Raw genomic sequence first — 14534 nt, forward strand, 5'->3', positions numbered from 1 at the left:
AGGCTGGGTGACAGGATCAGGCGTGGCGACGCCGACGGAAGAACCAGATTGCGGCAACGATAGCCAGTAAGGTGGCGGCTATTCCTGCCAGCCATAGTCCGGCATGTGGCTGGGTTGCAAAAAGCCGTTGCACGAACTCTCCCACACCGTAGCCAATACTGACCATGATGGTTGCCCAGAGAAAGGCGCCAACGATATTCAGTGGTACGAAGCGTCTGGCAGGGATGCCACTGGTGCCGATGATGATGGGACCAATGGTTCTGAAGCCATACGCAAACCGCGTCCCGATCACCCATAGCGATGGGTAGCGCTGAATCAGTTGGCGTGCTCGCTCGATTCGATGCTGATGACGGTGAAACTTCTTCAGGACGGGATCGCCATATCGCCTTCCGATGAAGAAGAGGAACTGATCACTGATCATTGCGCCAATGGCCGTCATCAGGATGGTCAGGAAAAAATTCAGATAACCATGGCGGGCAGCCACACCTGCCAATATGGCCAAGCCGTCGCCTTCGATAAGCGGCCCGACCATGACGGCCAGGTAGCCGTAGTGGGTTATCCATTCGTTCGGTTCAAGCATGTTGCGGTCCTGATAATCCAGGTATTGTCTCAAAAACAATACCGTCCAGGCGTTGGTCGCGCGTACCAGGCCTCGTTGAGATAGCGATCCGGGAATTTTGGCATAACCGCTTTTCGAAAGGGCAAATGAACCCTCTGCGTATCGCTATACGAAAGGATTTCGCAAACGGATCGCCATTTTGCCAAGCTAGCTAGAGAGTTACTGGCACCTGATCAAGGGAAGCACCGTTGATGATCACTTAGCGAGATCCTTGATGGCTTACAGGTATGATTCACCGATACTGCCGATAGCGCCAAAGCGGGTCATGGGATAAACCGCTCTGGCGCTAGGCTGTTGAGTTAGACTGCCCGCAGCACCACGAAATTGCGTACGCTGAAGTAGCCATCGTCACGGCTCCACGGAAGCGCCTGCAGGTTCGAAGCACCTTCTTCCCAATGAATATTGTCACTGAGTGCCTCAAAGCGGTGCTCCTGGTTATAGTTGCAGAAGAACGTACGAAACCAGTGGGTGTTGCCTTTCAACGGCATGTTTTGAATGGTGGTATGAATCGACGGCACCAGATTCTCCGGCAGCTCGCTGGTGCTTCCTTTGGCTGCGCGGATTCCGAGGTTGCCTACATAGGCCCGGTAGCGGCGCTCATTGATCAGCCAGTTTTCAACCGAAACGTGTTCGGCTGCATCGACTTCCCAGAACGCTGCCAACAAGACATGCAATGAGTTGGCGATAAAGTTTTCGAAGGCATTTGCCAGCCCCTCATCACCCTCACCGATACCTGCAAAAATCTCTTCGACCAGCACGCCCTCTTCGACCATCACATGAATATCCAGGCGCCCGCTGCCTTCGCCGGGATACCAGCGGGCACGTATGGCCGGGAGCTGATTGTTGGGCGCTACCCAGCCATCATATACAGCACCGGTCAGGCCGTGTTTTTCCAGAATCAGTTTGAGTGCGTCGGTTGGGTTCAAGGTCGTCATAGGAGTAGCCGTCAGTAAATAAGGAAGAGCATGCCGAGTTTGCCGGGGCTCAGAACTGACGAGAGTCAATAGGCCGGGCCGCAGAGTAAAACCTGCCGGCGATCACGCGTGGCTCATAAAGGCGCGGATCATAGGCAGCGCAGCGGCAATGAGCAATCCAAATGCCTTTACATTATTGGATCTGAGTTCTCGCTCATCTTTTGAAACATTCAAGTTCACCACACGGTGTGCGTGGTGAACTTTTTTGCACAGCGGCGCTAGCGCAACAGATTGGTACGTGCCAGCTCCAGGACTTCATCGCCACGGCCATTCATAACCGCCCGCAACAGATAAAGGCTGAAGCCTTTGGCCTGCTCGAGCTTGATGGCGGGCGGCATGGCAAGCTCCTGTGTAGCCGTCACGACATCGACCAGTACCGGGCCGTCATGGGCCAGGGCCTCCCGTAAGGCAGGCTCCAGCTGTTCGGCACTGTCGACACGAATTCCCTTGACGCCCATCGCATTGGCCATCGCAGCAAAATCCGGGTTCTGCAACTGGGTACCAGTATCCAGATAACCGCTGGCTTTCATTTCCATGGCGACAAAGCCCAATGTGGCATTGTCATAAACCACCACTTTGACCAGTAGACCCAGTTGGGCCAGCGAGATGAAATCACCCATGAGCATGGCGAAACCACCGTCACCGGACATCGAGATCACCTGGCGCGTGGGATAAGCTGCCTGAGCCCCTATCGCCTGAGGCATGGCATTGGCCATGGAGCCATGATTGAACGAGCCGATCAGGCGGCGTTTGCCGTTCATTTTCAGATATCGGGCAGCCCATACCGTTGGGGTTCCGACGTCTGCCGTGAAAATGGCATCCTCATCCGCCAGCTCACTCAGGACCCGGGTCAGATACTGCGGATGAATAGGTCGACCGGGTTGGGAGGGTTTGGCCAGATCATCCAGTCCCTCACGGGCCTTGGCGTAGTGCTTGAGCGAATCCTCGAGGAAGTGCCGATCGGTACGACGCTCCAGTCGTGGCAAAAGCTCACGAATGGTTTCGCCTACATCGGCGGTGATTCCCAAGTCCAGGGCGGTTCGGCGGCCTAATGCCTGAGGGTTGATGTCGACCTGTACAATCCTGGCATTGGTTGGGTAGAACTGACGATAGGGAAAATCAGTGCCGAGCAAAATCAGCGTGTCACAATTGAGCATCGCGTGGTAGCCGGAACTGAAGCCGATCAGGCCCGTCATGCCAACGTCGAACGGGTTATCCCATTCGACATGCTCTTTACCCCGTAACGCATGAACGACAGGTGCACCGAGCGTATCGGCCAGCGCAACGACTTCGTCGTGGTAGTCCGCACAGCCGCTACCGCACATCAATGTCACGGCTTTGCTATCCGCGAGCAGGGTGGCGAGTCTGTTGATATCCTGCTCCGAAGGCATCAGGCGAGGCGGATTGAGAACCGGCCAGGCGGTCTTCCCGGCGTCCACTTCCAGCAGCGCCACATCGCCGGGAATCACGATGACCGCAACGCCGCGCTGGAGGATGGCTGCCCGCATGGCACGATGCAGGACTTCGGGCATTTGTGCCGGGTTACTGACGAGCTCAACGAAATGACTGCATTCCTTGAAAAGCTCCTGAGGATGGGTTTCCTGAAAGTAGGAAAGACCAATTTCCGATGAGGGAATGTGCGCAGCGATTGCCAGGACCGGTACGTGGTTTCGGTGGCAATCATAAAGTCCGTTGATCAGGTGCAGGTTGCCTGGCCCACAACTGCCTGCACATACCGCCAGCTTGCCCGTAGCTGCTGCTTCCGCCCCGGCCGCAAAGGCTGCGGTTTCCTCGTGGCGTACATGCATCCAGTCGACGGTTTCCATCTTGCGCAAGGCATCGTTCAGGCCATTCAGACTGTCTCCGGTGACGCCCCAGATACGCTGTACGCCTGCCTGCTCCAGTGTGGTAGCCAACTGCTGGGCAATGGTGATCTTAGCCATAACGATTCGTCCTTTGACAAAGTAATGATCGATGGCTCAAGGCATCATAGGACGTGGCTGGGTTCGGTTGAACGCCAGGGATTGCAGCCATCCAGATGATGAGATAGCGATGCTGCAAACAAGTACGCTCTAGATCAGCCTGCCATCGAAGCTCTTTCGAAGCAGGCGTTCCAGGCTAAGTTCAATCGATTTCTGGAGGAAGATAGGGCAGGACTAACCCTTGGCGGATTGAATGGCGTCCAGCAGGGCTTGGTCAGACGTCTTGTCAATCCATGCTTCAGGCAAGCTCACGCGTACTGACTGCTCACCACCACTAGGCGTACATACCACGGTAACGTTGCCTTCGGCATCTTTGGTAAGACTCTTGGCCGCTTTGGCCGTTTTCTGGCTTCCTCCCGAGAAAGCCTCTACACAGGTCCACGTGGTATTGCCTTCGTCCTGAACGGTGCGTTGTTTCATGGTGTCACTCTATCGACTGCCTGCACGGCGTTACGCTATAGACGTAGCGCGCATGGTTAGAGTTCTTGACCTCAACGCCTTGCAGGCTTTCGGCAATCCAGAGTCATACCCGACCCTCACTCTTCAAGCAGCTCCAGCAAGTCATCCGAGGGTGCCGTGGCGTTTTCAGGCTGACCTGATGAAGTGGGCGTGTCAGCCGACGCTGGCGAAGCGGCGGGCTCGGTTGTGGGAGAGGCTGGAGCGGCGGCTGGCGCAGTAAATTGCTCGAAGGCTGACGTGTCGATAGGTGTAATGGGCGGCGCTTGGGGCGGTAATGGTACGGGTACAGAAGAAAACCCCGCATCATGATCCGGGCGTGTCTCAGGAGCAGGTGCCGCCGAGGCTGGCTTCGGTGCCAGCGCCTGTGCAGGTTGGCTGGGCTGTGCAGAAGAGGGCGTGCTGGCGAGTGGGCTCGGCGCGGGCGCTGCTTTTGTTTGATGTATTCCTTTGTTGGCCTTTTGGGCCTGAGCCGGCAAGAAGCTTTCTACCAGGGAAAAATAGCGGCTATAGAACTTGCCTGACGTAACCGTCTCGCTGGCGACCTTGACCATGGAGTCGTTTGTCGAGCCGATAGGCATCGAGACCGAGCCGAGCACACCTACTCCCAGGCTCGCCGAGTTATTGAGCTTTTTCAGCGCATAACGGTCCTGAAGCGCGTTGGCAAAGATGGTTGAACCATGATCGTTGGGGGTATTGGCCGTGCAGACAACATTAAAGCTGATTTCGAGGTGGTTCTCTCCGGTCTGCTGAAAGCTCTTACGGCCACTGACGAGCTTTGGATCATTGCTGGTAATGATATAGCCCTGACTGAGCAGCGCACGTCGAGCTGCTTCGCAGGCAGCTGTATCGTTTACCGGATAGCTACGCGAAAACGTACCCGAGTCATCGAAATTTTCGTGTTCGTACACGGCAGGCTTGTTGTTCGAGCAGCCAGCCAGGCCGGTCAGCATAGTGGCCAGTGCCAGTGCGCCGATACCAATCGATTTTGACATTGCAGATCCTGAAAACAGCCAACGCCAGACAAGAAACGCTTGGCGTACAACGGGCATGAAGAGAACGCATTAAACAGAATGCAATGCTACTACGGAAGAGTAAGGCTAAAAAGATATCAAGTGGGTGCTAGGTGACCGGATGTGTCCTCTTATCAAGCCGGACTGACAGGCTGGCGTGATCGCTTGCCATTACCTGGTGCCGTCTTGGTTGAGGCCTTGCGCGGAGCCGCCTTGCGCTTTTTCTTGAACGGCGTGGACTTACGCCCCGCTGGAATAGCCGGCCCGCTAAAGGTCAGGTTCAACCCCATGCAGCGCTCGACCTGTTTGCTCATCCAGGCGGATTGCTTGGTCACGAACTCTTCAAGGCTCATCTCTCCGGTTTGAACCATATCCAGCGCTTGCTCCCAGATAGCGGTTGTACCGGGATCGGCAATAGCCCGAGGCACAGCGTCGATCAGACTAAAGGCAGCAGGCGTGGCGAGCAGAGCCTTACCCTGCTTGGTCAGATAACCGCGGTCCAGCAGCCCTTGAATGATCCCGGCGCGTGTCGCCTCCGTCCCGATACCTGTGGTGTCCTTCAGCTTTTGCTTGAGCTTGGGGTCGTCCACCAGTTTGGCTACATTCTTCATGGCCTTGATCAGGTCACCTTCTGTGAAGGGCTTGGGCGGTTGTGTCCAAAGGTCTTTGAGCTGAACATCCACCACAGCGCATAACTGGTCGTTGGAAAGCATGGGCAGCGGCTGTGGTGCTGGTGCTTCCTTTCCCTTTGCTGGCGTAAGTGCTTCCGGCAGGGCTCGCTTCCAGCCTGGCTCGACGATGCGCTTGCCTACAGCCCTGAGCAACTGTCCTGCGCAGTCAAAATCGGCTTGAGTACGGTCGTACTCATGGTTTGGGAGAAATTGCGCCAGGTAGCGGGCGCGGATCAAGGTATAGACTGCCTTGTGCTTGCCCGTTAGCCGATCCAGGCTGCTAATGGCTGCGGTTGGAATGATGCCGTGGTGTGCGCTGACCTTTGCATCATTCCAAGCCCGCGAGCGGCGCCTCAGGTCCAGGTGCGCCTTGAGAGGCAGAAGGGAGGAGTCGGAGCGCTCAAGCGCCGCCATGATGGCTGGAGCTTCGCCATGCTGGCTCAAGGGAAGATAGCCGCAATCGCTGCGCGGATAGGTAATGACCTTATGGGTTTCGTATAGCGCCTGGGCAATATCCAGCGTTTCCTGGGCGCCCAGGCCAAGCTTTTTCGAGCACACCTCTTGCAGCGTGCCCAGATCAAACGGCAATGGAGCAAGCTCACGCATGCGTTCGGTCTGTACCTTCATCACCTGAGCAGTGTCTGTCTGGCGCATCGCCTCTGCTGCACTCTGGGCGATATCCTGGCGCAGGCAGCGGCCCTGATCGTCGCAGACATCCTCAGGAGCCTTCCATTGGGCCGTAAACTGATGGCCCTCGGCAGACAACAACACATCGATTGCCCAGAACGGTACAGGCACAAAGTTGGCAATGCTGCGATCACGGTCGACTACCAGTCGCAGGGTAGGGGTTTGCACACGTCCTACGGGCAGGACGCCCTGATACCCTGACCGTTGGCCCAGTAATGTAAACAGACGGCTCATGTTCATGCCGATCAGCCAGTCGGCACGCGATCGACCCAACGCCGAATGATAGAGGCTGAAGGTATCAGCGCCGGGTTTTAGCGTAGCCAGCGCTTTACGAATGGAAGCATCATCCAGCGCCGACAACCACAGACGCTGGATAGGCCCCTTGTAGCGACAATGTTCGACCAGTTCGCGGGCAATCATCTCGCCTTCGCGATCAGCGTCCGTTGCAATGATCAATTCCCGGGCTTCGCCAAGCAGCCTTTTGACCGCCTTGAACTGGCTTGCGGTCTTGGGTTTGACGAGCATTTTCCACTTTTCCGGGATGATAGGCAGATCTTGCAGATTCCACCGCTTATACCGATCGTCATAGGCATCTGGCGGGGCTGTTTCAAGCAGGTGGCCAATGCACCAGGTTACAGTGGCCTGTGGGCCTGTCCAGCAGCCTTCGCCACGGCGAGTAGCGCCCAGGACCTTGGCAATGTCTTTGGCTTGGGAAGGTTTTTCGCACAGGAAGAGCCGCATAGCTATCGTCATTCAAATCAACAATAGCGTAAGCATGCTTAAACCGCAGCACAGAGGCAATCGGAATCTGTATATGCATACAGATAATGCACGCTGCCAGCTTTATTTGGCGAGTCGATAAAATACGAAGTGGGCCGTCGATCATACTGTCATTCGGCCCAACCGGTTCTGCATTAGAACTTCAAGAGATCCACCATGTTAAGAATGGCAGTGGAGAACATCAGGGTAAAAAGGCATACCAGTGAGAGTTTAAGCTTTTTCAAGCCTGACTCCTGACGCTGGCGCTTGGCCTTTGTTAACGCCTTGATGGCTGCAGAGGGGCGAATACCGTTGTTCAGCATCCAACCCAGAATTTCATTTTCAGGCCGTCCTCTCATTACCGCTGAGGTAGCCAGTCGCGTTAGCCCTTCTGAGCACGCTTCGTCACGCATGAGTTAATCCAGTGATTTCGACCATCTGAGCGTAATGCGATATGCATGACGATTCAATGATGGCCGTATTACAAAAACGCATATTTATCGCTTACTTCGTCGGAAGTTGAGCCAGGTCAACCCGGCAAGTCAGCAGTCCCTTGGATCTACCTTGAAGGTAATCGACTCATGTGACCAGAACTTGACGACTATGTTGCAAGACAGGGTGATATTCCTGGCTGAATGTATACGCTATATGCACCTTGACGATCCGACCCCTGACAGTAGACTCTAAAATGAAACGTCGTTTCACAATGGCGAAACCTTTAATAATCACAACAATGAAAGGATCCCTATGAAAGCTCTCATGATCGAACAGGAGTTGCAGTGCCGCTTCCATGAGGTCGAGGCCATCGAGCCAGGGCCTGGAGAGGTTCAGGTAGCGGTTCGCCATGTAGGACTCTGCGGTAGCGATCTCAATACCTATAAAGGGTTGAATCCGTTAGTGGCACTGCCTCGTATTCCTGGCCATGAGATCGGTGGAGAAATCATCAAGGCAGGACCGGGCGTACCGCTGGACTATCGTGCAGGGCGGCGCGTCATTGTGGTGCCCTACACTGCATGTGGTCACTGCACCTCGTGCCGTCAGGGACGCGTGAATGCCTGCAAGACGAACCGGACACTCGGCGTTCAGCAGAACGGCGGGTTGCTCGAGCAGATCGTACTGCCCTACGAGAAGCTCATCCTGAACGATACCTTGCCAGCACGGCATCTGGCACTGGTTGAACCCCTATCGGTAGGTTTCCATGCCGCGAGACGCGGGCGGGTTGCCAAGGGGGACAGAGTGGTGGTCATTGGCTGTGGAATGATAGGCATGGGCGCCGTGGCCGGAGCTGTGTCACGGGGTGCAACAGTCATCGCGATGGATGTCTCCGAGACCAAGACCGAAATGGCGCGTAAATACGGTGCTTCACATACTATCGTGGCCTCGTCTGGTCATGTGGACAAGCAGATCGAAGCACTGACTGACGGTGACGGGGCTGATGTCGTCATCGAATGTGTGGGCCTGCCGGCCACGTTTACCCAGGCGATCGATATCGTGTCCTTTTCTGGACGTGTGGTGTACGTGGGGTACGCCAAGGAGCCGGTTTCCTACAAGACGCAACTGTTCAACCTGAAGGAGCTGGACATCATGGGCTCCCGTAATGCAACAGCCGAAGACTTTACAGCCGTCGTTCGCTATCTGAAGACCTTGGATCACTCTCCAGATGATCTGATTTCCAAGGTGTTTCCCTTCCAGGATGCCGAGCAGGCCTTGCCGTACTGGGATGCGGAGCGCGCTTCAACCTTGAAGATTTTGATCGAGCGATAACCTTTCCGATACCACCACGCCGTATCGCTTCTGCTTTACGGCCTCGCTTGCGCCTGCGTCAATTATTCATCAGGCGGTGGTATATGTTTCTAGAATTTAAATCGATTACACTAACGCACCAGCCATAGGCTGTTTTTGATTCATTTATCGTGCTGACAAGTAGGTCGGCTCAACATACGCTAGGGAAAGCATATGCGTCGTGTCTTATTCATAACGGGTCTTTCGTTTTCGCTTTTTCTTACTGGCTGCCAGGTAGTCAATACAACCAGTGGCGGAGCAGTAGGGGTCGAGCGTAAGCAATACATGTTCAGCATGCTGTCTGCCCAGCAGGTTGATCAGATGTACGCAGAGTCGTATTCCAGTTCAGTCAACAAGGCCAAATCATCCGGTGCGCTCGCCAACGAGACAGCAGAGGGCAAGCGTGTCCGTACGATTGCCAAGCGGCTGATTGATAGGGTTAGCTACTTCCGTCCCGATGCTGCTGCCTGGGATTGGCAGGTCAACCTGGTCAAAAATGATGAACTCAATGCCAACTGCGGTCCGGGCGGCAAGATCTTTGTTTATACCGGTCTGATCCAACAGCTAAAACTTACCGATGATGAGCTTGCAGCGGTAATGGGGCATGAAATTGCCCATGCGCTCCGTGAGCACAGCAGGGAAAAAATGTCTCGGGCGTATGCATTGCAACTAGGCCAAAGCCTTGGTGGCGCCTTGCTGGGCCTCAACCAATCGTCAATGCAAATTGCGAATAAGGTAACGGAAGTTGGTTTGTCTCTCCCGTTCAGTCGATCAAATGAAAACGAAGCAGATCTGATTGGCCTGGAGTTGGCTGCCCGGGCGGGCTATAACCCCAATGCGGCGTTGAGCCTCTGGCAGAAATTTGCACAAGCCTCAGCCAAGATGGGCAATAAGACACCTGAGCTTCTGAGCACGCATCCCTCTGATGAGAGCCGCATGGCCTCGATTCAAGCAGCCGTCCCCAAAGTGATGCCCTTGTACCAAGCCAGCCGCAAGTCTTGAGTTCGATCTTTATCCAGGGCTTATATGGATAAGGATATGCACTGCGATATCCTTATCCAGGCGATTTTAGGACATTAATTAAGATCCGCCCGGGTATCTTAACGAGCAGCAATACCCTTCTTCTGCTTTCGAGTTAACATCAGTGTTAACACCTGTCTACGTGAAAAAAGCCTCGGACGGATAACTTTGAACCCTTTGGCTGTTCCCCAAACGCTATGAACTCCTTTGTTTCCCTGCTCAATATTCTTGTCGTTGAAGACGATCCGGTGTTGGGTATGCACCTGCAGGCTCAGCTATCGGCGAGGGGATATGCGGTAGTGCTATGCAGTGATGCCTGTCGAGTCGCCGCACTGTTGAAAGAGCAGGTGTTCGATCTGGTAGTACTGGATATTCTGTTACCCAATGGCAATGGGCTTCACCTACTGGAGCAGATTCGTTCGTATAGTGCCGTGCCGGTTATCCTGGTCTCGGCGCTGGGTAGCGAGTCTGATCGTATCGTCGGCTTTCAAAAGGGAGCAGATGATTATCTACCCAAGCCCTTTAGCATGGCGGAGCTGGATGTGCGAATCGGAGCGCTACTCAGGCGCATTGCGTTTGAGCGCTCGGCCATGGAGACAGCGCCAACCGTGCAGGGAGAGCTGTACTTCGATCTTATCCGGACCGATGTGGTTTATAAGGGGCAATGGGCGGAACTGACCGCAACGGAATTTCGTATTCTCGAGCTATTGAACCGGCACGCTGGAGAGGTACTCAGCAAACCAGTGTTGTATCAGGAAGCTCTGCAACGTGCCTACTCACGCTACGATCGTAGTCTTGACATGCATGTCAGCCATATTCGCCGCAAGCTCCAGAGCATTGATTACTCGGCTTGCGAAGTTCGTACAGCCTGGGGAAAGGGCTACGTGCTGGTGTGTTCGTCTTCATGATGCGACTCCCGTATCGGCATTCCCTGTTCTGGAAGCTGTCTGGTCTTACTATCGCCGCCTGTCTGGTCATCGTCTGGCTGAGCTTAAGCTGGGGACGTAGCATGGAGCACAGTCATTACGAACTGGCACAAGCCGATAAAGAGGAACTGCTGAATTATGCTGCTTCCGTTGAACAGGCATGGAGGACACAAGGCAAGGGGGGCGTTGAAACTGTATTACGACGTATCCGAGAGGGAGAGCAGGTTTGGGCTGTAGCAATTGATCGTCTTTATCAGCCGTTAGGTCAGCGCGCTCTGACGCCTGGTGATGCCGATCGGTTCAGCTTTATGCGCCGTCTGGATTGGCCGTTGAGTGGCCGTGCTACCGAATTGCCTATAATGGATATTCCATTTCCTCAACACACTGAAGCGGGCCGTCTGGCAATGGAATTGCCCGAGCGCATGTGGTCCGGCAAGCCTTCCGTTCTGGGCCGTCTGGTGATCCATGGGGTGTTTCCCATGGCTACCATGTTTCTGTTATGTATGCTGCTCTATCGTCAGCTCATGGTGCCTTTGAGATGGCTCCAAGAGCAGGCATCCTCTGCTTGTCGCTCAGGCAGAAAGCCTACAATCGGCGTAAGCGCTCGCAGCGATGAGCTGGGTGAGCTGGGACGCGCCTTTGATCACATGGCGGAGCGGCTGGAAGGTCATGTCGACTACCAGCAACGACTTCTGCGAGATATGTCCCATGAGCTGCGCACACCGCTGTCACGGCTGCGTGTGCTGTGCGAGTCCTCCGAGGATGCGAATACGTTGCGTGCCCGCCTTGAGCGTGAGTTAGCCGGTATGCAGGAGCTGGTCGAGACCACACTGGAGCTGGCCTGGCTGGATACAGATAGACCCTCGTTGCTATGCGAGCCGATCAGCATGCAGTCGCTCTGGAATATCCTCATTGAGGATGCCTGTTTCGAGACTGGTTGGTCACGAGACGCTTTTGTATATCGCTTACCAGACAATTGCTGTGTACAAGCTCATTTGAATAGTCTGGCCCGTGCCCTGGAAAACCTCTTGCGCAACGCGATTCGTTACTCACCGGAAGGAGGATATGTGATTCTGGGGGGGCATTGTGAGGGCAGCGAGTGGTTGCTGTGGATACAAGACCAAGGTCCGGGGGTTGCAGAAGGTGCGCTCGACTACATCTTCGAGCCGTTTACCCGGCTCAATGGTGCCCGGCCTGGCGGTGACGGATTCGGCCTGGGTCTTTCCATCGCCCGATCGGCACTGATGATCCAGGGCGGCGCTATCTGGGCTGAAAACTGCAATCCAGGGCTTCGTGTGACCGTGCGCTTGCCTGCTGCTGAAATTGTATAGATTGTAAAAAAGCTTTCTTCTCAAATGGGAATGAATAGCATTTGCACCAGCTTTGGAGCGGTCTCGTTTCGAGATTTGTAGAACAGGAGTTGGTCATGCTGCGTATTCCTCATTCATCCACGCGACTGAGCATCGTACTGTGTGGGGTTCTTGCCAGCCATTCCGGCCTTGCGCTTGCCCAGTATGGCTCCAGCGAGCCGGTTGAGATGGAAGCTACCACGGTTATGGGTACCGCCGAGGAAGAGGCCAGGCAGGCCTTGGGTTACTCAGTGATTACCGCAGAGGATATTGCCAGGCAACCACCGGCCAATGATCTGTCGGAGATTATCCGGCGCCAGCCCGGTGTCAATCTCACAGGCAACAGTGCCAGTGGCGCGCGCGGTAACAATCGGCAAATCGACTTGCGAGGTATGGGGCCTGAGAACACGCTGATTCTGATCGATGGCCTGCCCAGTACCTCCCGAAATGCCGTCCGCTATGGTTGGGACGGTGACCGTGATACGCGGGGTGAGACGAACTGGGTTCCAGCTGAAGAAGTCGAGCGTATCGAAATCCTGCGTGGCCCGGCGGCGGCCCGTTATGGCTCCGGTGCCATGGGTGGGGTCATCAACATCATTACCAAGCGTCCTACGGAGCAATGGCATGGCTCGATGACGTTTTATGCCCTGGAACCCGAAAGCGGCGACGAAGGCAACGGACGCCGTGCCAATTTCAACCTGAGCGGTCCGTTGACGGAAGCTTTGGCATTTCGAGTCTATGGCAATATCGCCAGGACTGATGCAGATGCTTTGAGCATCAATGAAGGACATCAGGCCTCGGAAGGCAGTGTCACGGCGGGTCGGGAAGGCGTACGCAACAAGGACATCAATGCGCTACTCAGTTGGCAACTTGATCCGCAGCAAGTCCTCGATTTTGAAACTTCCTACAGCCGCCAGGGCAACATTTATGCCGGCGATACGATGCTCAATAACTCCGGCGGCAACGATGCCTTTGTTCGAAGTCTGTATGGCCATGAAACCAATGTATTGCAGCGCTCCAGCTTTACGTTGAAGCATAAGGGAACGTGGGATTGGGGTAATTCCACACTGGGCCTTTCCTATGATTACACCCGCAACTGGCGTCTGAACGAGGGACTTTCAGGCCGTACAGAGGGTGGGCCAAGTGAGGGGGATGGCGCGTTTATGTCGCGCCTGCGCAATACCCGCGCCTTTGGCAATCTTGATCTGCCTATCGACAGCGCAATGCCGCAGGTCTTAACCATTGGCGCCGAGTATTTACACGAGTCGCTAAGTGACCCTGGTTCTCTGCGCGCTCAGTCTTCTGATCCTGAGCCTGGCCAGATAGCAGGTTTTGATCGCACCCAGACCAAGACGACAGCCAACAGCTACGCCTTTTATGTCGAAGATAATGTGCAGGTTACAGACCGGACGGTGCTGACCCCTGGACTACGCTTCGATGACCATCAGACCTATGGTGATAATTGGAGCCCAAGTCTTAACTTGTCCCATGAGATCACGGACCGACTGACGTTCAAGGGTGGGATCGCGCGTGCCTACAAAACACCGAATCTGTATCAGAGCAATCCAAACTATCTCCTGTACAGTCGTGGTAATGGCTGTACAGCGATTACGTCTGGCAACGGAGGCTGTTATCTGGTCGGTAATGAAAGCTTAAGGCCTGAGATCAGCATTAACAAGGAGCTGGGTCTGGCTTATGACGCCGGAACATGGAGAGCCAGTGCGACCTATTTCCGTAACGATTACAAAAACAAAATCGTGGGCGGAAACGAATTTATCTATCGATTGGGCGACACCGGGCCTCGTGTACTGGAGTGGGAGAACACCGGTAAGGCGGTTGTCCAAGGGGTTGAAGGCAACCTGTTCATTCCGCTGACTGATACCGTGGATTGGAACACTAACTTCACCTATATGATCGAATCCAAGGATAAGCAGACAGGCGACCCCTTGAGCATTATTCCCAAATACACCATCAACAGTACGCTGGACTGGTACGTCACTGAAAAACTCTCTGCACAGCTTAATGTTACCCATTATGGAAAGCAGGAGGCTCCTTCATACTCTCGGCGTACCAATACGGATTATGAGGCTGCTGCCCAGAAGGACATTGATCCGTATACGTTGGTAGGCGTCAGCAGTGGTTATGAGTTTAACGAGCATTACAAAGTGCGTTTTGGTGTGAATAATCTGTTCGACAAGCGCATCTATCGAGAGGGCAACGCTTCGAGCGCCGGTGCGGTTACATACAACGAGCCGGGTCGTGCGTATTTTGCTTCCTTTACCGCCTCGTTTTAATG

12 protein-coding genes are annotated in these 14534 nt (G+C 54.7%); 5 read left to right on the forward strand and 7 right to left on the reverse strand.

Annotation, left to right across the window (positions count from 1 at the left end; translation table 11 throughout):
* Positions 1-16 precede the first annotated feature (16 nt).
* The 7 genes from B3729_RS00835 to B3729_RS00865 all read right to left on the reverse strand — a co-directional run bounded on the left by B3729_RS00835 (position 17) and on the right by B3729_RS00865 (position 7574).
* Entirely contained in the window at positions 17-580 is a 564-nt protein-coding gene (locus tag B3729_RS00835; RefSeq protein WP_019364552.1) for a DedA family protein, read from the reverse strand.
* 338 nt (positions 581-918) lie between these two features.
* Positions 919-1554 (reverse strand): DUF6348 family protein, encoded by a 636-nt coding sequence (locus B3729_RS00840; RefSeq protein WP_010798933.1) that lies wholly within the window; start codon positions 1552-1554, stop codon positions 919-921.
* A 257-nt stretch (positions 1555-1811) separates the two neighbouring features.
* Entirely contained in the window at positions 1812-3536 is a 1725-nt protein-coding gene (gene poxB / locus B3729_RS00845) for a ubiquinone-dependent pyruvate dehydrogenase (protein ID WP_286786770.1), read from the reverse strand.
* Between the two features lie 213 nt (positions 3537-3749).
* The gene (locus tag B3729_RS00850) at positions 3750-3995 is read right to left on the reverse strand and encodes a hypothetical protein (protein ID WP_010798935.1); all 246 of its coding nucleotides are present in this window, start codon (positions 3993-3995) and stop codon (positions 3750-3752) included.
* A 116-nt stretch (positions 3996-4111) separates the two neighbouring features.
* The gene (locus B3729_RS00855) at positions 4112-5026 is read right to left on the reverse strand and encodes a DUF2242 domain-containing protein (RefSeq protein ID WP_286786771.1); all 915 of its coding nucleotides are present in this window, start codon (positions 5024-5026) and stop codon (positions 4112-4114) included.
* Between the two features lie 152 nt (positions 5027-5178).
* On the reverse strand, positions 5179-7143 hold the full coding sequence (locus B3729_RS00860; RefSeq protein WP_286786791.1) for a DNA topoisomerase III: 1965 nt from the start codon (positions 7141-7143) through the stop codon (positions 5179-5181).
* A 173-nt stretch (positions 7144-7316) separates the two neighbouring features.
* Positions 7317-7574: a hypothetical protein gene (locus B3729_RS00865; protein WP_010798938.1), complete on the reverse strand. Its 258-nt coding sequence runs from the start codon at positions 7572-7574 to the stop codon at positions 7317-7319.
* Between the two features lie 334 nt (positions 7575-7908).
* On the opposite strand from B3729_RS00865, the gene B3729_RS00870 reads away from it, so the two are divergent.
* From B3729_RS00870 to B3729_RS00890, 5 genes are all read left to right on the forward strand, one after another.
* Positions 7909-8925: a zinc-binding alcohol dehydrogenase family protein gene (locus tag B3729_RS00870; protein ID WP_286786772.1), complete on the forward strand. Its 1017-nt coding sequence runs from the start codon at positions 7909-7911 to the stop codon at positions 8923-8925.
* Positions 8926-9117: 192 nt separating this feature from the next.
* Positions 9118-9945 (forward strand): M48 family metallopeptidase, encoded by an 828-nt coding sequence (locus B3729_RS00875; RefSeq protein ID WP_150346194.1) that lies wholly within the window; start codon positions 9118-9120, stop codon positions 9943-9945.
* A gap of 215 nt (positions 9946-10160) precedes the next feature.
* Entirely contained in the window at positions 10161-10871 is a 711-nt protein-coding gene (locus tag B3729_RS00880) for a response regulator transcription factor (RefSeq protein ID WP_286786773.1), read from the forward strand.
* Positions 10868-12220, forward strand: coding sequence for a sensor histidine kinase (locus tag B3729_RS00885; protein ID WP_286786774.1), 1353 nt, complete (start codon positions 10868-10870; stop codon positions 12218-12220). The genes B3729_RS00880 and B3729_RS00885 overlap by 4 nt, the downstream gene beginning before the upstream one ends.
* Positions 12221-12315: 95 nt before the next feature.
* Positions 12316-14532, forward strand: coding sequence for a TonB-dependent siderophore receptor (locus tag B3729_RS00890; RefSeq protein ID WP_286786775.1), 2217 nt, complete (start codon positions 12316-12318; stop codon positions 14530-14532).
* Positions 14533-14534 lie beyond the last annotated feature (2 nt).

Origin of the sequence: Pseudomonas sp. UBA3149 (genome assembly GCF_002364655.1) — a bacterium.
GTDB lineage: Bacteria > Pseudomonadota > Gammaproteobacteria > Pseudomonadales > Pseudomonadaceae > Chryseomonas > Chryseomonas luteola.